The following is a 19,890-nucleotide window of genomic DNA, read 5'->3' on the forward strand; positions in this document are numbered from 1 at the left end:
GGCACGATCCGCATACGATCGGCTACCGGCAGCGACCCCCGTCACCCCGGAAGGGGTTCCCGATGACCCTCGTCAGCCAATCCGCCACCCTGCTCCAGCTGTTGGGCCGGCTCCACCCCGAGGCCCTGGACGGCATCCGCCCGCACCTGCCCGTCCTGGGGCCCACCCGCCACGTCCACCTGGCCGCGCACGGCGGCGGCCAGGCCGGGCTCAACCCCCAGCCGCTTCCGCCCGGCGCCACCGAGCTGCGGCTGGCCGTCGCCGGGACGGTCAACGCGGTGGCCAACGCGGCCATCACCGCCCGGCTGTCCGGCGGAGACCCAGGCGGCATCCTCACCGAGGTGGGGGACGACTGGTGCCCGACCCCGCCGGACCGGCGGCTGCCGTGGCCGCGGCACTGGCCGCTCCCCTGGCCGCCCGGCGAGCCGTTCCCGATCGACCCGGGCTACGCCACGCCGGCCGTCCAGGCCCAGGCGGCGCTCGCCTTCCAGGCCTACGCGAGCGGGATCGCGGACGAGGAACTGGGCGCCGCCTTCGGCGAACTGGCGGAGCGACTCTGCGAGGCCGCGCTGGGGAACGCCGGCTGAGCCGGCCCGGTGCACGGGGCCCCCGACCGTCCCGTGCCCCGAGACCCGCCCCACGACAGCGACTCTGCGTAGTCGCGGCGATGCTCCGCCCGGGGCCGTACCGTGCGCACCCACGGTCACCCGACCCCCATCAGGCCCACCATCCGGCGGAAATCCCGGAGCGGGACAGGTAGCGTGGGGACGTCAGTATCCGGTGGGGGGATCCCGTGAGTGTCACGGTACGTCACAGCGTGTCGACGCGCTCCGTACGGCCACCGCACGGGTGCCGACTGCCGCACCCGCCCGGATGCGGTACGGACGCTCCGAGGACGCCGCGACATGCCTACCCCGACCACCGCGTACGTCGGCCGACCGGCCGTGGTCGCGGGCCCCCACCTCGTCCGCGCCGAACGGATACGCGACGACATCCTCGCCCGCAATCCCCGCTACTCGCCCCGGCAGGCCCAGACGGTCCGGATGGCCCTGAGCAACCTGCCCGGCACCCGCCGGTACTTCCAGCCGTACGAGGTCGTCACCTCGCCCGACCGCACCGCCGCCGAGCGCAAGACCACCACCATGGCCGACCTGCTGGCCGCCGCCGAGAGCGCCGCCCGCGAGGCGCTGGCGAACGCGGGGGCGGGCACCGCGGACGTCGACTGCGTCGTCGTCAGCAGTGCCACCGGTGACGGGGTGCCGGGGCTGGACATCCTGCTCCAGCAGCGGCTCGGACTCCGCCCGGACATCAGCCGCCGGCCGATGACGCAGCTGGCCTGCGCGGGCGGCGCGCACGTCCTGATCGCGGCCCAGGAGTACCTGGCCGCAAACCCGGGCGGCGTCGTCCTGGTGGTCGCGGGCGAGTCGCTCTCCTCGCTCTACCAGGACAGCCGGACGTCGATCGAGGACCAGATCTACAAGGGGCTCTGGGGGGACCTCGTCGGCGCGGCCGTCGTCACGGGCGAGCGGCGCACGCCCGGGCTGCGCCTCGGCCACCGCTTCGAGTACACCGTGCCGGGGTCCACCGACCGGTACCGCAAGCTGACCGACGACCGCGGCGACCACTTCGCCTCCACCCGGGCCTCGCTCCGCTCGGTCACCGACCTGGGGCCGGCCCTGCTCGACTGGCTGGACCGGCACGACGCCCGGGAGCTCGACTTCGGTGTGCTGCACCCGGGCGGCCCCGCGATCCTCGACCGGCTCGGCACCCTGCTCGGCGTGGACGAGGACTTCCTCCGGCACTCCAAGGCGGTGCTCGCCGAGGAGGGCAACCTGGGTGGGGCGACGGTCTTCTCCGTCCTGGCCCGGACCCACCGGACGCCCCCGGCCGCCGGTGCGCGGGGCCTGGTCTTCGGCCTCGGGCCGGGGGTCGCCCTCAGCGCCCTGCTCGTCACCTGGGCCGACGGCCCCGCCGTCTGAGCGGGCGGCGGCGGGGCGCCGCCGCCACCCCTCTTGGCGTCGACAGGAGGTCGCCAGCAGCTCTCCAGGAGTGCGAGCAGCGACGGGACGCCGAGCGGCGGCCCGCCCGCTCCCGCTAGGCGCTCGGCACGATCCGCTCGACCATCGTCCCGACCAGCGCGGCGAGGCCGTCGCCGCCCAGCACCTCGGGAAGGGTGAGGTGTTCGACCAGCAGCCCGGTCATCGCGAGGTAGAGGACGACGACCGTCTCACGGTCGCCGGGGAGGCCCTCGCCCACGTGGTAGGCGATGTTCGCCTCCAGTTGCTCGCGGATCGTGCCGGTGAGCTCGGCGCGCAGGTCCGGCCGACGGGTGGCCTCCAGCCGCAGTTCGAGCAGCGCCAGGTACCCGGCCCGCTCGGCGGTGATCCGGCCCAGCAGGTCGTGCATCAGGGCCGTGACCAGGGCGCGGTCGCGCGGGGCCCGCAGCAGCTCGGCGATGACGGCCGGGTCCGGGGTGAGCCGGTGGTGGATGTGACGGGCGGTCTGGTGGAGCAGGTCGTCGCGGTTGGCGAAGTAGTTGGACGCGGTGCCGGCGGGGACGCCCGCCTGTACGTCGACCGCGCGGAAGGTGAGTCCCCGGGCGCCCTCGCGGGCGAGGACGTCGATCGCGGCGTCGGTGAGGGCGGTACGGCGAGCGGGGTTCTGGACCACGGCCCTGATCCTCCTTCAGAAACATTGGACAACCACTACAGACTGAGTACTATAGCCGGAGTGGTTGAGGGCGCAGGGCCTTCGACCGGGTCTCCAAGGACGTGAATGCGCAAGCTCACCTACTACGCCGCCGCCACCCTCGACGGTTACATCGCAGCCCCGGACGGCGACTTCGGGTTCTTCGACCCCTACATCCCCGGGACCCTCCCCTTCCTGACCGGCGAGATGGGCGACGCACTGCCGACCCCCGCCCGCGCCGCGTTCGGCCTGGCGGACGCGCCCAACGAGCGCTTCGACACCGTCCTGATGGGCCGCGCCAGCTACGAGCCGGGCCTGGCCGCGGGCCTCTCCAGCCCCTACGCCCACCTGCGCCAGATCGTGGTCTCCCGCTCGCTCACCAGCAGCCCGGACCCGGCCGTCGAGGTCACCGCGGAGGAGCCGCTCGACCTGGTGCGCCGGCTGAAGCAGGAGCAGGGCCTCGGCATCTACCTCTGCGGCGGCGGCGACCTCGCCGGTCAACTGCTGCCCGAGATCGACGAGTTGATCGTCAAGCTCAACCCCGTCGCGGTCGGCTCCGGCATCCCGCTCTTCCGGGCCGGGTTCTCACCGAACGCCTTCACCCTGGTCGACACCCGGGTGCTGGCCAACGGCGTGCTCGTCCTCACCTACGCGAAGGCGTCCGGGGTGCCCGCGCCGGCAGCCGGCTGACGCTGACCACCAGACAGACACCGACCACCACGATCGCCCCACCCACCAGGGTGGGGCCGGTCAGCGGTTCGGCCAGCACCAGCGAGCCGAGCAGCACGGCCACCACCGGGTTCACGTACGCGTACGTGGCGACCAGGGTCAGCGGCGCGGACTGCAGCAGCCAGGCGTAGGCGGTGAAGCCGACCAGCGAACCGACCACCACCAGGTAGCCGAGCGCCAGCCAGGACCGGGTGGAGAAGGCGCCGACGTCCAGCCCGTGCTGCTCCCCCCGGGCCAGTCCGATCACCACGTTGCCCAGCCCGCCCACGATCATCTGGTACGCGCTCCCCGCGAAGACGTTGCCCGGCATCGGGATCCGCTTGGCGGCGAACGAGCCGGCCGCCCAGGTCAGCGTGGCGCAGATGACCACGATCACGCCGGCCGGTGCGATGTCCCCGCCGATCGCGGGCGCGGAGAGCACCGCGAGCCCGGCCAGCCCGAGCAGCACCCCGGACAGTTCCACGGGCTTGGGCCGGTCACCGGTGGCCGCCGTGAGCAGCACCATCCAGAGCGGGACGGCCGCCACCAGCAGCGCCGTCAGCCCCGACGGGATGGAGTTCTCGCCGAGCACCACCAGCCCGTTGCCGCCGGTCAGCAGCAACAGGCCGACCAGCGCGGAGGAGCCGAACTGCCGCCGGTCCAGCCGGAGCCCGGCCCGCCCCTCGCGGAACAGCACGAAGCCGCCCAGCAGCAGCCCGGCGACGAGGAAGCGCGCCCCGGCGGAGAGGAAGGAGGGCATCGTCTCCAGGGCGATCCGGATCGCCAGATACGTCGAGCCCCACACCACGTACACCACGGCGAGCGCCAGCCAGACCGCCTTTCCCAGGCCGGCCGGACCGGGGACGGCGTCGGCGGGTCTGCCCGCCAGGGCCTTGGCGGGCGTGCGTGAGACGGGCGCTGTCATGGGTGTCCCCCTAGAACGGTACTGGCGGTCAACCGTCATGACAGCGCATCACCGCACCCGCGCGCCAGTGGGTATCACCAGACGGTCGCCGCCGCCCCGGGGGCGCGCGCGGGGCGGGCGCTACGGTAGGCGCTCCCCCGGCCGGGGGAGCACGCACCGGGAGGCCCCTTGTCCGACGCACCGACAGCCGACGCACCGACAGCCGACGGGCCGACGGCCGGCCCGCCGGGCGCCCGGCCCGGCGCCCTGCCGTTCTTCGTCTACGGCACGCTCCGCACCGGCGGCCGCAACCACGCCGTGCACCTGGCCGGGCGCTGCGCGGACATCCGGCCGGCCGTACTGGAGGGCGCCGCGCTGCACGACGGCCCGGGTTTCCCGTACGCGGTGCCGGACGGCACACCGGGCCGGCGGATCCTCGGCGAGCTGGTCACCGTGCGCCCCGGCGGGTACGCCGCCGCGCTCGCGGCGCTCGACCGGCTGGAGGACTGCCGGGCCGACGGGACGGGAGAGTACGTGCGCGAGCGGCTGGCCGTCCGGACGGTGGCCGGGTCCACCGAGGACGCCTGGGTCTACCTGGCCGGCCCCGCCGTCGCCGCCCGTCTGCGGGTCCACCCGGCGCTGGTCCCCTCCGGGGACTGGACCCGCCGCACCGAACGCTGAACGGGGCAGGCCTGGCCCGGGACCGGATCCACGCGGGGGCGCGGGACACCGCGGCGTCCCGCACCCCCGCCGACGGCCCGCTCAGGGCTGCCCGCCCCGGAGGCGACCCGGCCACCGGGCGATTTGTCGACATTGCGCCAGTACTGCACCGCCCGCGCCAGCACCGGGTCGCTGACGCCGGCCTTCAGGTGGCCGACGATGTTGGACACCAGCCGGTCCCGCTGCGCGTCGTCCAGCACCTCGCGGACCTGAACCGGTACCCGGGCGCTCCGTCGAACGGCATGGCCTGGACGTACAGCGTCCAGGACGGGTGGTCGCCGCCCTCGACGGCCTCCCAGAGGTCCTGCCGGTGGAGGTCCGGATCCGGTCCGGCCAGCCGTGAGCGAGTGGTCGTCGCTCGGCACCCGGGTCCCGGTGTCGTCGGTGGTGTGCGGAACCGCTGACTCGGACACGGTGCCCTCCGTTGCGCGCCGAACTGCCCCCGGACGGCACTGACCGCGGCCACCGGGGCGTGCACCCTGACCGGGTGGTGGCCGCGTACCGCCAGGTAGGCTGCCCCGGCCACGCCTTCGTCGGCCGAGCGGCGCCGACCGGCAGGCCGACCGACCGGCTGTGGAACACGGACCGCAGACCCGCAGACCCGCAGACCCGCACGACACTGACCGAACGAGGAGCCCCCGGTGCCCGAGCTGCCACCGCCGATCACCGTCGTCGGGATCGGCGCCGACGGCTGGCCCGGCCTCGCCACCACCTCCCGGGCGGCGCTGCGGACGGCCGAGGTGGTGATCGGCGGCCCGCGCCAGCTGGCCCTGCTCCCCGCCGCCGAGGTGGCCGCCGAACGGGTGCCGTGGCCGTCCCCGCTGCGCCCGGCCGTCCCCGGGCTGCTCGCCGAGCACGCCGGCCGCCGGGTCGCCGTGCTCGCCAGCGGCGACCCGATGTTCTTCGGCATCGGCCGCACCCTCGCCGAGACCGTCGGCGCCGAACGGCTGCGCGTCCTGCCGCACCCCTCCTCCGTCTCCTACGCCTGCGCCCGGCTCGGCTGGCCGCTGGAGGGCACCGAGGTGGTCAGCCTGGTCGGCCGCCCCCTGGACACCCTGACGCTCGCCCTGCACGCCGGCCGCCGGCTGCTCGTCCTCGGCGCCGACGCCCGGACGCCCGCCGCCGTCGCCGCGCTGCTCACCGCACGCGGCTTCGGCACCGCCCGGCTGCACGTGCTGGAACAGCTCGGCTCCCCCGGCGAGCGGCGGCTGGACGGCCCGGCCGACGGCTGGCCGCACCCCGCGGGCGACCCCCTGAACGTCATCGCCGTCGAGCTGGCGGACGGCCCCCGGACCTCGCTGGTGCCCGGCCTGCCCGACAACGCCTACGAGAGCGACGGCCAGCTGACCAAGCGGCACGTGCGCGCCGCCACCCTGGCCACCCTCGCGCCCGCCCCCGGCGAGCTGCTCTGGGACATCGGCGGCGGCTCCGGCTCGATCGCGATCGAGTGGCTGCGCGCCCACCGGGACAACCGGGCGGTGACCGTCGAGCGGAGCGCCGTCCGGGCCGAGCGGATCGGCCGCAACGCCGCCGCGCTGGGCGTGCCCCGGCTGCGGGTGGTCACCGGCGCGGCGCCGGACGCGCTCGCCGGGCTGCCCGCCCCCGACGCCGTGTTCATCGGCGGCGGCCTCACCGCGCCCGGCCTGCTGGACGCCTGCTGGGCGGCGCTGCCGCCGGGCGGCCGGCTGGTCGCCAACACCGTGACGCTGGAGTCCGAGGCCCTGCTGACCAGCTGGTACCGGCGGCACGGCGGCGAGCTGCTGCGCCTCGCCGTGGCGCACGCCGTGCCCGTGGGCGGCTTCACCGGCTGGCGGCAGGCGATGCCGGTCACCCAGTGGTCCGCCGTCAAACCTTCGACCGATCCAGGAGCGAGCTCGTGACCGTCTACTTCATCGGGGCCGGCCCGGGCGCCGCCGACCTGATCACCCTGCGCGGTGCGCGCATCCTGGCCCGCGCCGAGGTCTGCCTGTACGCCGGCAGCCTGGTGCCGCGCGAGCTGCTGGACGAGTGCCCGGCCGGTGCCCGGCTGGTCGACACGGCCCAGCTCGACCTGGACCGGATCGTCGCCGAGCTGGTAGCCGCCCACGAGGCCGGGCAGGACGTGGCCCGGCTGCACTCCGGCGACCCGTCCGTGTTCAGCGCCGTCGCCGAGCAGATGCGCCGGCTCGACGCGGCCGGCGTGCCCTACGAGATCGTGCCCGGCGTGCCCGCCTTCGCCGCCGCCGCGGCCGCGCTCAAGCGCGAACTGACGGTGCCGACCGTCGGCCAGACCGTCATCCTCACCCGGATCGCCAAGCGGGCCACCCCGATGCCCGAGGGCGAGGACCTCGCCACGCTCGGCCGCAGCGGCGCGCTGCTGGTGCTGCACCTCGCCGCCGGGTACATCGACGACGTGGTCGAACAGGTGCTGCCGCACTACGGCGCCGACTGCCCGGTCGCCGTCGTGGCGATGGCGAGCCGCCCGGACGAGCTGGTGCTGCGGGGCACCGTCGCCAGCATCGCCGAGCAGGTGAAGGCGGCGGGCGTGGTGCGCACCGCCGTCATCCTGATCGGCCGCACGCTGACCGCCGAGCAGTTCCGGGACAGTCACCTCTACTCGGCGGACCGCGAGCGCCCGCACGAGCCCTGCGGCGCGTGAGGGCCCACCTGCTCGTCCTCGGCGGCACGACCGAGGCGCGGGCCCTCGCCGCCGCCCTGGCCTCCGGCCCGGCGCCGGAGGGCTCCGGGCCGAGGGTCACCCGGCCGGAGGGCTCCGGGCCGAGGGTCACCAGCTCGCTCGCCGGGCGGGTCGCCGCACCGCGGCTGCCCGCGGGCGAGGTCCGGATCGGCGGCTTCGGCGGACCGGACGGGCTCGCTGCCTGGCTGCGCGCGGAGCGGGTGGACGCGGTGGTCGACGCCACCCACCCGTTCGCGGCCGTCATGTCGCGCAACGCCGCGCTGGCCGCCGCGGCCACCGGCGTCCCGCTGCTGGCGCTGCGCCGGCCCGGCTGGTCGCCGGTGGACGGCGACCGCTGGCATCCGGTGGAGTCGCTGGACGCCGCCGCCGCCGTGCTGCCCGGGCTGGGCCGGCGGGTCTTCCTCACCACCGGCCGCCAGGGCATCGGCGCCTTCGCCCACCTCGACGGCCTGCGCTTCCTGGCCCGCTCGGTCGACCCGCCCGAGCCGCCGGTGCCCGCCGCCCTCGACGTGCTGCTCGACCGCGGCCCGTTCACCCTGGACGGCGAGCGGGCGCTGCTGCGCGAGCACCGGATCGACGTCGTGGTCACCAAGGACAGCGGCGGCGCCGCCACCGCCCCCAAGCTCACCGCGGCGCGCGAACTCGGCCTGCCGGTGGTGGTCGTGGAGCGGCCGGCGCCGCCGGCCGGGGTACCGGTCGCCGCATCGGTGCCGGCCGCCCTGGACTGGCTCGCGGCGCGCGGTCTCGCTCCCCGGTAAACCGGGCGACGGCCGGCGGCGGCCCTGCCAGGATGGGCCGATGAGAGCCGAAGAGCGCACCCGGACCGAACAGACCGCCGACGAACGCGCCACCCTGGTCAGCTTCCTGGACTTCCAGCGGGACACGCTGGCGATGAAGTGCGCCGGGCTGAGCACCGAGCAGCTCCGCGCGCGCGTCCTGCGGCCGTCCGCGCTCTCGCTGCTCGGCCTGGTCCGCCACCTCGCCGAGGTGGAGCGCGGCTGGTTCCGCAACACCTTCGCCGACGAGGCCAGGCCCGGATTCTGGAAGCACCCCGACGGCAGCTTCGCCGAGTTCGACGTCGACACGGCCGACCCGGCGGAGGCCTTCGCCGTCTGGCGCGGCGAGTGCGACCACGCCCGGGAACTGGTCGCCGCCGCCGAGTCGTTGGACTCCCTCGGACACCACGGCGAGGAGGCCTTCTCGCTCCGCTGGATCCTCACCCACATGATCGAGGAGTACGCCCGCCACAACGGCCACGCCGACCTGCTGCGCGAGCACCTGGACGGCGCGACCGGCGAGTAGCCGGGCCACGAGCAGCGACGGAGAACCGATGCGGACCCACCGGAAGGACCACGACACCCCGGGCCCGACGGGGCGGTGGAACGAGATCACACCCGGGCTCTGGATGGGCGGGCACTTCACCACCCCGCCCGGCCGCGCCCTGGAGCCGGTCGTCGTGGGGCGGGAGTTCGACCTGGTGGTCAGCCTGTACACGCGGCCCGGGCACGGGCCGGCGCCGGCGGTCGAGCACCTCGTCCGGGAGATCCCCGACGGGCCACTCAGCCCCGGGCAGCTCCGGGCCGTCCAGGAGGCGGCGGCGCATACCGCGGCGGCCGTCCGCCAGGGGCGCCGCGTCCTGGTGCGCTGCCACTCCGGGTACAACCGGTCCGGACTGGTGGTCGCGCAGGCCCTGGTCGAGCTCGGCCACCGGCCGGAGCGGGCGGTGGAGTTGATCCGTGAGCGGCGCTCGCCGTGGGCGCTGAACACCACGGTGTTCGTGGACTACCTGACCGCCGGGTTGGACGTCGCCGGCCTGCTGGCCGGCCTCGACGGGTGAGGCCGGCCGGCGGGCGGTCCGTCAGATGTCGCGGAAGGTCTCGATCTGGGCGCCGATCGAGTTGAGGCGCTCGGCGAGGTCCTCGTAGCCGCGGTTGATGACGTACACGTTGCGCAGCACCGAGGTGCCCTTCGCGGCGAGCATCGCGAGCAGGATGACCACGGCCGGGCGCAGCGCCGGCGGGCAGACCATCTCGGCGGCGCGCCAGCGGGTCGGGCCCTGGACGAGCACCCGGTGCGGGTCGAGCAGCTTGATGTCCGCGCCGAGCCGGGTGAGTTCGGTCAGGTAGATGGCGCGGTTGTCGTACACCCAGTCGTGGATCATCGTGGTGCCGTTGGCGGCCGCGGCGATCGCGGCGAAGAACGGCACGTTGTCGATGTTGATGCCGGGGAACGGCATCGGGTGGATGGTGTCGACCGGCGCGGTCAGCTTGGAGGGGCGCACGGTGAGGTCGACCAGCCGGGTGTAGCCGTTGTGGGCCCGGTACTCGGGGGTGCGGTCGTAGTCGAGGCCCATCCCCTCCAGCACCGCGAGCTCGATCTCCAGGAACTCGATCGGCACCCGGCGGATCGTCAGCTCGGAGGAGGTGACCACCGCGGCGGCGAGCAGGCTCATCGCCTCCACCGGGTCCTCGGCCGGGGTGTAGTCGACGTCGCGGGTGATCTCGGGGACGCCGTGCACGGTGAGGGTGGTGGTGCCGATGCCCTCGATCTTCACGCCCAGCCGCTCCAGGAAGAAGCAGAGGTCCTGGACCATGTAGTTGGGGGAGGCGTTGCGGATGACGCTGACGCCGTCGTGCCGGGCGGCGGCGAGCAGGGCGTTCTCGGTGACGGTGTCGCCGCGCTCGGTCAGCACGATCGGCCGGTCCATCGGCACGCCGGGCTGGACGGAGGCGTGGTAGGCGCCGGAGGTGGTGGCGACCTCCAGGCCGAAGCGGCGCAGCGCGGTGAGGTGCGGCTGGACGGTGCGGGTGCCGAGGTCGCAGCCGCCCGCGTACGGGATGGCGAAGCGCTCGGCGCGGTGCATCAGCGGGCCGAGGAACATCAGCACGCTGCGGGTGCGGCGGGCGGCCTCGACGTCCATCGCCGCGAGGTCGAGCTCGGCGGGCGGGGTGAGTTCGAGGTCGCGGCCCTCGTTGGTCCAGCGGCTCTTGACGCCGATGCTGGTGAGCACTTCGAGGATCCGGTACACCTCCTCGATCCGGGCGACCTGACGGATCGTGGTGCGGCCGGTGGTCAGCAGCGAGGCGCAGAGGATCGCGACGCAGGCGTTCTTGCTGCTGCGGACGTCGATCGCGCCGGAGAGCTGGGTGCCGCCGGCGACCCGAAGGTGCATCGGGCCGGCGTAGCCGAGGGAGACGATCTCGCTGTCGAGGGCTTCGCCGATGCGGGCGATCATCTCAAGACTGACGTTCTGCTTGCCCTGTTCGATGCGGTTGACCGCGCTCTGGCTGGTGCCGAGGGCCTCGCCGAGCTGGGCCTGGGACCAACCACGGTGCTGACGCGCGGTGCGGATGAGGGTGCCGATACGGGTGAGGTAGTCGCCTGTCACTCGCCAGACCATATCTCATGCTTGAGATAGCAACAGGGTCGGGGGCGGGCAATGCGTCACCTTTGTCCATTTCTGCTCCGGATTGACGAGGCATCGGCACACCACCGCCACACTCCTGTTACGGATCCGGCGCCCCGCGACCTCACGGGCCGAGCGGTTCCGCCCGGCCCACGATCGTGCCGGCCCGGTCGATGCAGATGACGTCCACCGCGACCGGCGAGCCGACCAGCACCCCGAGCGCGGTGGCCCGGGCCGCCTCGGCGACGAGATCACCGAGCGGAACGCCGGCCGCGCGGCAGAGCTGGATCGCCTCCAGGGCCGTGTTGGCGGCCGCGACCGCCGCGACCAGCTCGGGCCCGGCGCCGCCGGTGCGGGCCAGGTCCGACAGGTAGCCCTGGTCGACCTGGGAGCGGGCCGAGTGCAGGTCCAGGTGACCGGCGGCCAGCTTGGAGAGCTTGGCGAAGCCGCCCGCGACCGTCAGCCGCGGCACCGGGTGGCGCTTCAGGTACTTGAGCACCGCCCCGGCGAAGTCGCCCATGTCGAGCAGCGCGTCCTCGGGCAGGCCGTGCACGGTGGCGGCCACCTTCTCCGAGGTCGAACCGGTGCAGCCCGCGACATGGGTGCGCCCGGCGGCCCGGGCCACGTCCACCCCGCGCCGGATGGAGTCGATCCAGGCGGAGCAGGAGTAGGGGACGACGATCCCGGTCGTGCCGAGGATCGAGAGCCCGCCGAGGATGCCCAGGCGCGGGTTCCAGGTGGAGCGGGCGATCTCCTCGCCGTGGTCCACCGAGACCTCCACCACGACGTCCCCGCCGCCGCCGAACTCGGCCGCCACCTCGGCGACCGCGTCCCGGATCATCTGCCGGGGCACCGGGTTGACGGCCGGCTCGCCGACGGCCAGCGGCAGTCCGGCCTTGGTGACCGTCCCGACGCCGGGACCGGCCCGGAACACCACCCCGCTGCCCGGCTCCCCCGCCCACACCGTCGAGCGGATCAGCGCACCGTGCGTCACGTCCGGATCGTCCCCGGCGTCCTTCACCACCGCGGCCATCGCCCGGCCGGCCGCCCGCTCCTCCGCCGCCAGCGCGAAGCCGGGCCGCTGCCCCTTCGGCAGGGTGATCACCACAGGGTCCGGGAAGGCCCCGGTCAGCAGCGCCTGGTAGGCCGCCTTGGTCGCCGCCGTCGCACAGGCGCCCGTCGTCCAACCGGGCCGCAGCCCGCTGCTCCTCAGCTGCCCGGCCCGTCCACCGACCTCCGCCACGCCGCCCGCTCCTCACCTCGCGCGGACCTTTGAACCGGCCCGCCGGCCTCCATCGTCCCCGGCCGCCCTCCTCCCCGCCGCGGGCGGGGAGGAGGGCGAGGCTCACACCTCCGGGTAGCGGCGGGGCGTCCAGACCACCTGGGTGCCGTTGCCGCGCCGGACGGCCCGGGTCTGGGAGGAGCCGATCAGCAGGATGGTGCGCATGTCGACCTCGGCGGGGTCGAGGTCCCCGAGGCGGACGGTGCGCACACGCTCGGTCGGGCCGCCGACGTCACGGGCCAGCACCACCGGCGTCCCGGGGTCGCGGTACTCCAGCAGCAGGTCCCGGGTCAGGCCGACCTGGGTGGTGCGGGACTGCGAACCGGGGTTGTACAGGGCCAGCACCAGGTCGGCCTCGGCCGCCGCGCGCAGCCGCTTGGCGACCACCTCCCAGGGCTTGAGGCGGTCGGAGAGCGAGACCACCGCGTAGTCGTGGCCGAGCGGGGCGCCGGCCCGGGAGGCGGCGGCGTGAGCGGCCGTCATCCCCGGCACGATCCGGACCGGGACATCGCCGTAGGCCTCCTCGCAGGCGACCTCCAGGACGGCGGTGGCCATCGCGAAGACGCCCGGGTCGCCGGAGGAGACCACCGCGACGTGGTGCCCGCGCCGGGCGAGGTCCAGCGCGAACTCGGCCCGCTCGGACTCCACCTTGTTGTCGGAGCCGTGGCGCTGCTGGCCGGGGCGCTCGGGCACCCGGTCCAGGTAGGTGGTGTAGCCGACCAGGTCGGTGGCGGCGGCGAGGGCGCCGCGTGCCTCGGGGGTGAGCCAGAGCGGGCCGGCCGGGCCGGTGCCGATGACCGTCACACTGCCGGGGCCCGCGGCCGGCGGGGCCGGCCGCTCCAGCGGCGCGACCTTGCTGGGCAGCACGGCGACCGAGAAGTAGGGGACGCTCTCGGGGTCGACGTCGGCCAGCGGGCCGGTGCGCTCGCCCGCCATGAAGGCCCGCTCGACGTACTGGGCGTCGGCCAGCCGGCCGGCCCGCTCCAGGGCGCGGCGGACGGCGGGGAAGGTGCGGCCCAGCTTCATGATGACGGCGGAGTCGGCGGAGGCGATCCGCGCGGTCAGCTCCTCCTCGGGCAGCGTGCCCGGGATGACGGTGAGCGTCTCCTCCGCCTCGGTGAGCGGCACCCCGAGCCGGGCGGCGGCGGCGCTGACCGAGGTCACGCCGGGGACCACCTCGGTGGGGTAGCGGTGCGCGAGGCGCTTGTGCATGTGCTGGTAGGAGCCGTAGAAGAGCGGGTCCCCCTCGGCGAGCACCACCACGCTGCGGCCGGCGTCGAGGTGGGCGGCCAGCCGGTCGGCGGCCTCCTGGTAGAAGTCGTCCAGCGCACCCCGGTAGCCGCCGGGGTGGTCGGTGGTCTCGACGGTGAGCGGGTAGACCAGCTTCTCCTCGATCTGACCGCCCGTCAGGTAGCGCTCGGCGATGGACCGGGCGATCGACCGGCCGTGCCGGGCGCTGTGGTACGCCACCACGTCGGCCTTGCCGATGAGTTCGGCGGCGCGGACGGTGACCAGCGAAGGGTCCCCCGGGCCGAGCCCGACCCCGTACAGCCGGCCCGTCTGCTGAGCGTCCGTCACTCTTCCTCACTCGCAATCGCGTTGATGGCCGCCGCGGCCATGGCACTGCCGCCCCGCCGGCCGCGCACCACCAGGTGCTCCAGGCCGGACGGGTGCGCCGCCAGGGCCTCCTTGGACTCGGCGGCGCCGATGAAGCCCACCGGGACGCCGATCACCGCGGCCGGGCGCGGCGCGCCCGCCTCGATCAGCTCCAGCAGCCGGAACAGCGAGGTCGGCGCGTTGCCGACGGCGACCACCGCGCCCTCCAGCCGGGGCAGCCACAGCTCCATCGCGGCGGCGCTGCGGGTGTTGCCCATCCGCCGGGCCAGCTCGGGCACCGACGGGTCGGTGAGGGTGCAGATGACCTCGTTGTCGGCGGGCAGCCGCTTGCGGGTGACACCGCTGGCGACCATGTTCACGTCGCAGAGGATCGGCGCCCCGGCGCGCAGCGCGGCGCGGGCGGAGGCGACCGCGCCCGGCGAGTACACCAGGTCCTCGACCAGGTCGGTCATGCCGCAGGCATGGATCATCCGCACCGCGACCTGGGCCACGTCGGCGGGCAGGGCGGCGAGGTCGGCCTCGGCCCGGATGGTGGCAAAGGACTGGCGGTAGATGGACGCGCCGTCCTTCTCGTACTCGATCACTTCGTGGTCCTCCTGGCCTCGGCGACCGCCTCGGCCGTCTCCTCGTTCGTCACGTCCACGGCCGCCCCGGCGGCTGCCGGACCGTTCACCGTCACCCGGTAGCCCTGCCCGGTGGCGAGCACGTCCACCCACCGCCCGGCCGGGTGGCCGCAGCGCCGTTCACAGCCCGACCAGTGCACGGGCAGGCCCCCCGTCCCGGCCGCCTCCAGGGCGCGCGCGGCGTCGGCCCGGACGTCGGCCCGGGACGACCCGCAACCGGGCAGCCCGGTACAGGCGGTGGCCCGCTCCCAGGCGGCCCCGGGCGCGGTCCGGAAGCCGGCCGCCGCCAGGCCGGCGAGCCGCCCGGGGGCGGCGCCGGGCAGCACCGCACCGCGCCACGGGGTGAGCCGCAGCTCCCCCTCGGCGGCGTCGACCAGCGCCCGCCACTGCGCGCCGGAGGCGGAGCCGAACCGCAGGGCGACCGAGAGGCCGCCGGGCACCGCGCCGAGCGGCGGCGGCGTACCGGCGAACGCCGGCAGCTTCACCGAACCCGGCGGCACCAGGTCGGGTACGTCCCGCAGGTGCCACGCCTCGCGGCCGGTGGCGCGCAGCACGGCCACGAAGTCCCGGGCGACCGCCAGCGCCGTGTCGACGGCCCGCTCGGCGGGGACGGGCCGGGCGGTGTCCGCGCGGGCGAGGCGCAGCAGCGCGCTGCCGTCCGGGCCTGCGATCAACGTCACATCGGCGTTCAGGGTGGCCACGTCGCCGCGTCCGTCGTCCAGGGCGAACAGGAACTTGCCGGAGAGGGCGGCCGCCCAGGGGCTCGCGCACAGCTTCGCGTCCAGTTCGCGCGCCCAGGCCCGGACGTCGGCGAAGCCGCCGGCCGGGCCCGGCGAGGCGACGATGTTACGGACCCGCTCATGGGTGTCGGAGGGCAGCAGCCCGACCGCCCGCAGCCGCCCGCCGAGTTCGGCGCCGCACTCCGAAGCCAGGCCCCGCAGCTGGACGTTGCCGCGCGAGGTGATCTCCAGGTGGCCGTCGCCCAGCGACTCGGCGGCCCCGGCCAGGGCCAGCGCCTGATCCTCCGTCAGCAGTCCGCCGGGCAGCCGGACCCGGGCCAGGGCGCCGTCGGCAGCGGTGTGCAGACGAAGCGCCCCCGGGCAGGCGTCCTCGCGGCCCCGGCCGGTCACGGCGGGGGCCGGCGCGGTCGCGTCGGGTGTGGGTGGCATGGCCGCGAGCATACAGATGATCCGATCGCTTGCCGCTGTCCCGCGGGTCACACTCTCGGCCGCTCTCCCCCTGGTCAGCCGCACCCCGTACGATGCTGCCGGGCGGCCCCGCGGGGCCGTCCGCACGCCAGCGACGGCGCAGGGGAGGAAGCCGGTGCAAACCCGGTGCGGTCCCGCCACTGTGACCACGGTTCAACCGTGGGAGCCAGGAACTCCTGCCGTCCTCCACCGGCCCGGGGCGCGGACCCCGAGGAAGGCTTGACGCCATGCGCCGCCGCATGCCCGCGACCCCGTCGTCGCACGTGCCTCCACGGGCGACCCCGTCGTCGCCCGTGACCTTGCCCTTGCCCGCCATCGAGGCCGGGAGGGCCTTCGCATGATCCTGCTGCTGTCGACGTCAGACACCGACCTGCTCAGTGCCCGGGCCGCCGAGGGCCCCGTCCCGTACCGCCTCGGCAACCCGGCCCGGCTCTCGCCCGAGGAGCTGCCCGCCCTGCTGGAGGGCGTCGAACTGGTCGTGGTGCGCCTGCTCGGCGGCCGCCGCGCCTGGCAGGAGGGCCTGGACGCGCTGCTGGCCGGCCCCCGCCCGGTGATCGTGCTCACCGGCGAGCAGGCGCCGGACGCCCAGCTGATGGAGCTGTCGACCGTCCCGGCCGGCATCGCGGCCGAGGCGCACGCCTACCTCGCCCACGGCGGCGCCGCCAACCTGGCCGAGCTGGGCGCCTTCCTCTCCGACACGGTGCTGCTCACCGGCCACGGCTTCGCCCCGCCCGCCTCCGCCCCCGCCTGGGGACCGCTGGAGCGCGAGGCCCGGACGACCGAGGGCCCGATCGTCGCGGTGCTCTACTACCGCGCCCACCACATGAGCGGGAACACCGCCTTCGTCGACACCCTCTGCCGGGCGATCGAGGACCAGGGCGCGCGCGCCAGGGCGTACTACTGCGCCTCGCTGCGCGGCGCCGAGCCGGAGCTGCTGGCCGCGCTGGGCGAGGCCGACGCGCTGGTCACCACCGTGCTGGCCGCCGGCGGCACCCGCCCGGCCGACGCGCAGGCCGGCGGCGACGAGGAGGCCTGGGACGCCGGCGCGCTGGCCGCGCTGGACCGCCCGATCCTCCAGGCGCTCTGCCTCACCTGGTCGCGCGCGCAGTGGGAGGCCAGCGACGACGGCCTCTCCCCGCTGGACACCGCCACCCAGATCGCCGTCCCGGAGTTCGACGGCCGGCTGATCAGCGTCCCGTTCTCCTTCAAGGAGCTGGACGAGGACGGCCTCACCGTCTACGCGGCCGACCCCGAGCGCGCCGCCCGGGTCGCCGGCACCGCCGTCCGGCACGCCCGGCTGCGGCACATCCCGGCCGCCGAGCGGCGGCTGGCGCTGGTGCTGTCCGCGTACCCGACCAAGCACGCCCGGGTCGGCAACGCCGTCGGCCTGGACACCCCGGCCAGCGCGATGCGCCTGCTGGCGCGGCTGCGCGCGGAGGGCATGGACCTCGGCTCCGACCTGCCGGGGCTGGACACCGTCCCCGAGAACATGCACGAGGGCGACGCGCTGATCCACGCGCTGATCGCGGCCGGCGGCTACGACCAGGACTGGCTCACCGAGGACCAGCTGGCCCGCAACCCGGTCCGCATCCCGGCCGCCGACTACCGCCGCTGGTACGCGACCCTCCCCGAAGCCCTGCGCACCCGCGTCGAGGAGCACTGGGGCCCGGCCCCCGGCGAGCTCTACGTCGACCGCTCGCAGAACCCGGACGGCGACATCGTGCTGGCCGCGGTCCGCTCCGGCAACCTGCTGGTGCTGATCCAGCCACCGCGCGGCTTCGGCGAGAACCCGGTCGCGATCTACCACGACCCCGACCTCCCGCCCTCGCACCACTACCTGGCCGCGTACCGCTGGATCGCGGCCGCGCGGCAGGACGGCGGGTTCGGCGCCGACGCCGTGATCCACCTCGGCAAGCACGGCAACCTGGAGTGGCTGCCCGGCAAGACCGCCGCGCTCTCCGCCGAGTGCGGACCGGACGCCGTCCTCGGCGACCTCCCGCTGATCTACCCGTTCCTGGTCAACGACCCGGGCGAGGGCACCCAGGCCAAGCGCCGCGCCCACGCCACCCTGGTCGACCACCTCGTCCCGCCGATGGCCCGCGCCGACTCCTACGGCGACATCGCGCGGCTGGAGCAGCTGCTCGACGAGCACTCCAACATCGCCGCGATGGACCCGGCCAAGCTGCCCGCGATCCGGGCCCAGATCTGGACGCTGATCCAGGCCGCCAAGCTCGACCACGACCTCGGCCTGGACGAGCGCCCCGAGGACGACGGCTTCGACGACTTCCTGCTGCACGTCGACGGCTGGCTCTGCGAGATCAAGGACGCCCAGATCCGGGACGGCCTGCACGTCCTCGGCCAGGCGCCGGCCGGCACCGACCGGGTCAACATCGTGCTCGCCATCCTGCGCGCCCGGCAGATCTGGGGCGGCGTCAGCGCCCTGCCCGGCCTGCGCGAGGCGCTCGGCCTGGACGAGGCCGCGCTGACGCTGGGCGCCACCGACGCGGCCGAGGCCCAGGCGCGCGCGCTGGTCGAGGCGATGGAGGCCGAGGACTGGGCGCCGGAGGCCGTCGAGAAGGTCGCCGCCGGACTGCCGGCCGCCGTCGCCGACGTGCTCGCCTTCGCCGCCACCCAGGTGGTGCCGCGCCTGGCGGCCACCACCGACGAGCTCGACGCCGTGCTGCACGCGCTCGGTGGCGGCTTCGTCCCGGCCGGGCCCTCGGGCTCGCCGCTGCGCGGCCTGGTCAACGTGCTGCCGACCGGCCGCAACTTCTACTCGGTCGACCCGAAGGCCGTGCCCAGCAAGCTCGCCTGGGAGACCGGCCAGGCGCTGGCGGCCTCCCTCGTCGAGCGCTACCGCGCCGACAACGACGGCGCCTGCCCGCCCTCGGTCGGGCTCTCGCTCTGGGGCACCAGCGCGATGCGCACCGCCGGCGACGACATCGCCGAGGCCTTCGCGCTGCTGGGCGTGCGCCCGGTCTGGGACGACGCCTCGCGCCGGGTCACCGGCCTGGAGGCGATCTCCCTGGAGGAGCTGGGCCGCCCGCGGATCGACGTCACCCTGCGCATCTCCGGCTTCTTCCGGGACGCCTTCCCGCACGTGGTCGCCCTGCTGGACGACGCGGTGCGCCTGGCCGCCGCCCAGGAGGAGGACGCCGCGGACAATTACGTCCGCGCCCACGTCCAGGCCGACCTCGCCGTGCACGGCGACGAGCGCAAGGCCACCGTCCGCGTCTTCGGCTCCCGCCCGGGCACCTACGGCGCAGGTCTGCTCCAGCTGATCGACAGCCGCGACTGGCGCACCGACGCCGACCTCGCCGAGGTGTACACGGTCTGGGGCGGCTACGCGTACGGTCGCGGCCTGGACGGGCGGCCGGCCCGCGAGGAGATGGAGACGGCGTACAAGCGGATCACCGTCGCCGCGAAGAACACCGACACCCGCGAGCACGACATCGCCGACTCGGACGACTACTTCCAGTACCACGGCGGCATGGTGGCCACCGTGCGGGCGCTCACCGGCAAGGCCCCGACCGCCTACATCGGCGACTCGACCCGCCCGGAGACCGTCCGCACCCGCACCCTGACCGAGGAGGCGGCCCGGGTGTTCCGCGCCCGGGTCGTCAACCCGCGCTGGATGGAGGCGATGCGCCGCCACGGCTACAAGGGCGCCTTCGAGATGGCGGCCACCGTCGACTACCTCTTCGGCTACGACGCCACCACCGGCGTGGTCGCCGACTGGATGTACGAGAAGCTGACCCAGGAGTACGTCCTCGACCCGGTGAACCGCGAGTTCCTGGCCGACGCCAACCCCTGGGCGCTGCACGGCATCAGCGAGCGCCTGCTGGAGGCGGCCGAGCGCGGTCTCTGGGAGCAGCCCGACCCGGAGCTGATCGAGCAGCTCCAGGCCGCCTTCCTGGAGACCGAGGGCGACCTGGAGGGCGACGAGGGCTGACGGGCGCCGACGAGGCCTGACGGGCGCTCGGAAGTCCCGGGCCGGTTTCTCCCGGGGCCTGTCCTGCCAGGGTCCTTCACCCATTCGGGTGACAGGACCCTGGCA

19 protein-coding genes and 1 riboswitch are annotated in these 19,890 nt (G+C 75.2%); of the genes, 10 read left to right on the forward strand and 9 right to left on the reverse strand.

The genetic code is table 11. The features are described from left to right. Positions 1-62 precede the first annotated feature (62 nt). The gene (locus tag ACIF6L_RS09600) at positions 63-587 is read left to right on the forward strand and encodes a hypothetical protein (RefSeq protein ID WP_329490709.1); all 525 of its coding nucleotides are present in this window, start codon (positions 63-65) and stop codon (positions 585-587) included. Between the two features lie 318 nt (positions 588-905). Further along, positions 906-1,979 carry a PhlD gene (locus ACIF6L_RS09605; RefSeq protein WP_329490708.1) on the forward strand — a complete coding sequence of 358 codons (1,074 nt, stop codon included), beginning with the start codon at positions 906-908 and terminating at the stop codon, positions 1,977-1,979. A 115-nt stretch (positions 1,980-2,094) separates the two neighbouring features. Here the strand turns inward: ACIF6L_RS09605 and ACIF6L_RS09610 are convergent, their stop codons facing one another. Continuing rightward, complete coding sequence (locus ACIF6L_RS09610) at positions 2,095-2,670, reverse strand: TetR/AcrR family transcriptional regulator (RefSeq protein WP_396488274.1); 576 nt, start codon at positions 2,668-2,670, stop codon at positions 2,095-2,097. Positions 2,671-2,775: 105 nt separating this feature from the next. Between ACIF6L_RS09610 and ACIF6L_RS09615 the strand changes: the two genes are divergently transcribed. Continuing rightward, on the forward strand, positions 2,776-3,378 hold the full coding sequence (locus tag ACIF6L_RS09615; protein ID WP_396488276.1) for a dihydrofolate reductase family protein: 603 nt from the start codon (positions 2,776-2,778) through the stop codon (positions 3,376-3,378). Here ACIF6L_RS09615 and ACIF6L_RS09620 read toward each other — a convergent pair. Further along, entirely contained in the window at positions 3,332-4,321 is a 990-nt protein-coding gene (locus tag ACIF6L_RS09620; RefSeq protein WP_396488278.1) for an EamA family transporter, read from the reverse strand. The genes ACIF6L_RS09615 and ACIF6L_RS09620 overlap by 47 nt on opposite strands. 168 nt (positions 4,322-4,489) lie before the next feature. Here ACIF6L_RS09620 and ACIF6L_RS09625 point away from each other — a divergent pair, with 168 nt between their 5' ends. Further along, positions 4,490-4,981 carry a gamma-glutamylcyclotransferase family protein gene (locus ACIF6L_RS09625; protein WP_396488280.1) on the forward strand — a complete coding sequence of 164 codons (492 nt, stop codon included), beginning with the start codon at positions 4,490-4,492 and terminating at the stop codon, positions 4,979-4,981. Here ACIF6L_RS09625 and ACIF6L_RS09630 read toward each other — a convergent pair. After that, a complete protein-coding gene (locus ACIF6L_RS09630) occupies positions 4,891-5,220 on the reverse strand; it encodes a catalase-related domain-containing protein (RefSeq protein WP_396488282.1) in 330 nt (109 codons plus the stop codon). The two genes, ACIF6L_RS09625 and ACIF6L_RS09630, sit on opposite strands and share 91 nt — an antisense overlap. Continuing rightward, positions 5,166-5,732 (reverse strand): catalase, encoded by a 567-nt coding sequence (locus ACIF6L_RS09635; RefSeq protein ID WP_396488284.1) that lies wholly within the window; start codon positions 5,730-5,732, stop codon positions 5,166-5,168. Before ACIF6L_RS09635 ends, ACIF6L_RS09630 begins: the two co-directional genes overlap by 55 nt. Here ACIF6L_RS09635 and cbiE point away from each other — a divergent pair. Genes cbiE through ACIF6L_RS09660 form a run of 5 tightly spaced genes read left to right on the forward strand, consistent with a single transcriptional unit; the run spans position 5,662 to position 9,534 of the window. Further along, a complete protein-coding gene (gene cbiE, locus ACIF6L_RS09640) occupies positions 5,662-6,900 on the forward strand; it encodes a precorrin-6y C5,15-methyltransferase (decarboxylating) subunit CbiE (RefSeq protein ID WP_396488285.1) in 1,239 nt (412 codons plus the stop codon). The two genes, ACIF6L_RS09635 and cbiE, sit on opposite strands and share 71 nt — an antisense overlap. Next, a complete protein-coding gene (gene cobM / locus ACIF6L_RS09645) occupies positions 6,897-7,658 on the forward strand; it encodes a precorrin-4 C(11)-methyltransferase (protein ID WP_329490702.1) in 762 nt (253 codons plus the stop codon). The genes cbiE and cobM overlap by 4 nt, the downstream gene beginning before the upstream one ends. Beyond that, positions 7,655-8,455: a cobalt-precorrin-6A reductase gene (locus tag ACIF6L_RS09650; protein ID WP_396488287.1), complete on the forward strand. Its 801-nt coding sequence runs from the start codon at positions 7,655-7,657 to the stop codon at positions 8,453-8,455. The genes cobM and ACIF6L_RS09650 overlap by 4 nt, the downstream gene beginning before the upstream one ends. A gap of 40 nt (positions 8,456-8,495) precedes the next feature. Next, entirely contained in the window at positions 8,496-8,999 is a 504-nt protein-coding gene (locus ACIF6L_RS09655) for a DinB family protein (RefSeq protein ID WP_352292491.1), read from the forward strand. 28 nt (positions 9,000-9,027) lie between these two features. Then, positions 9,028-9,534, forward strand: coding sequence for a protein phosphatase (locus ACIF6L_RS09660; protein WP_396488289.1), 507 nt, complete (start codon positions 9,028-9,030; stop codon positions 9,532-9,534). 21 nt (positions 9,535-9,555) lie between these two features. Here ACIF6L_RS09660 and ACIF6L_RS09665 read toward each other — a convergent pair whose 3' ends face one another. The 5 genes from ACIF6L_RS09665 to ACIF6L_RS09685 form a co-directional block, all read right to left on the reverse strand. Further along, the gene (locus tag ACIF6L_RS09665; RefSeq protein ID WP_396488291.1) at positions 9,556-11,085 is read right to left on the reverse strand and encodes a UDP-N-acetylglucosamine 1-carboxyvinyltransferase; all 1,530 of its coding nucleotides are present in this window, start codon (positions 11,083-11,085) and stop codon (positions 9,556-9,558) included. 142 nt (positions 11,086-11,227) lie between these two features. Then, positions 11,228-12,346, reverse strand: a complete 1,119-nt coding sequence (locus tag ACIF6L_RS09670; RefSeq protein ID WP_396488293.1) for a cobalt-precorrin-5B (C(1))-methyltransferase — start codon at positions 12,344-12,346, stop codon at positions 11,228-11,230. A gap of 102 nt (positions 12,347-12,448) precedes the next feature. Beyond that, complete coding sequence (locus ACIF6L_RS09675; protein WP_396488295.1) at positions 12,449-13,963, reverse strand: precorrin-2 C(20)-methyltransferase; 1,515 nt, start codon at positions 13,961-13,963, stop codon at positions 12,449-12,451. Beyond that, entirely contained in the window at positions 13,960-14,586 is a 627-nt protein-coding gene (locus tag ACIF6L_RS09680) for a precorrin-8X methylmutase (RefSeq protein ID WP_359806975.1), read from the reverse strand. The genes ACIF6L_RS09675 and ACIF6L_RS09680 overlap by 4 nt, the downstream gene beginning before the upstream one ends. After that, positions 14,583-15,794: a hypothetical protein gene (locus ACIF6L_RS09685; RefSeq protein WP_396488297.1), complete on the reverse strand. Its 1,212-nt coding sequence runs from the start codon at positions 15,792-15,794 to the stop codon at positions 14,583-14,585. Before ACIF6L_RS09685 ends, ACIF6L_RS09680 begins: the two co-directional genes overlap by 4 nt. A 144-nt stretch (positions 15,795-15,938) precedes the next feature. After that, positions 15,939-16,009: riboswitch (cobalamin riboswitch) on the forward strand. 161 nt (positions 16,010-16,170) lie between these two features. Here ACIF6L_RS09685 and cobN point away from each other — a divergent pair. Beyond that, complete coding sequence (gene cobN / locus ACIF6L_RS09690) at positions 16,171-19,785, forward strand: cobaltochelatase subunit CobN (protein ID WP_352292502.1); 3,615 nt, start codon at positions 16,171-16,173, stop codon at positions 19,783-19,785. Positions 19,786-19,890 lie beyond the last annotated feature (105 nt).

Source organism: Kitasatospora sp. NPDC086009 (assembly GCF_044540385.1).
GTDB lineage: Bacteria > Actinomycetota > Actinomycetes > Streptomycetales > Streptomycetaceae > Kitasatospora.

Coding starts and splice junctions, on each gene's coding strand:
- ACIF6L_RS09600 (WP_329490709.1), top strand. CDS start 63: ATGACCCTCGTCAGCCAATCCGCCACCCTGCTCCAGCTGTTGGGCCGG.
- ACIF6L_RS09605 (WP_329490708.1), top strand. CDS start 906: ATGCCTACCCCGACCACCGCGTACGTCGGCCGACCGGCCGTGGTCGCG.
- ACIF6L_RS09615 (WP_396488276.1), top strand. CDS start 2,776: ATGCGCAAGCTCACCTACTACGCCGCCGCCACCCTCGACGGTTACATC.
- ACIF6L_RS09620 (WP_396488278.1), bottom strand. CDS start 4,321: ATGACAGCGCCCGTCTCACGCACGCCCGCCAAGGCCCTGGCGGGCAGA.
- ACIF6L_RS09655 (WP_352292491.1), top strand. CDS start 8,496: ATGAGAGCCGAAGAGCGCACCCGGACCGAACAGACCGCCGACGAACGC.
- ACIF6L_RS09660 (WP_396488289.1), top strand. CDS start 9,028: ATGCGGACCCACCGGAAGGACCACGACACCCCGGGCCCGACGGGGCGG.
- ACIF6L_RS09685 (WP_396488297.1), bottom strand. CDS start 15,794: ATGCCACCCACACCCGACGCGACCGCGCCGGCCCCCGCCGTGACCGGC.
- cobN (WP_352292502.1), top strand. CDS start 16,171: ATGATCCTGCTGCTGTCGACGTCAGACACCGACCTGCTCAGTGCCCGG.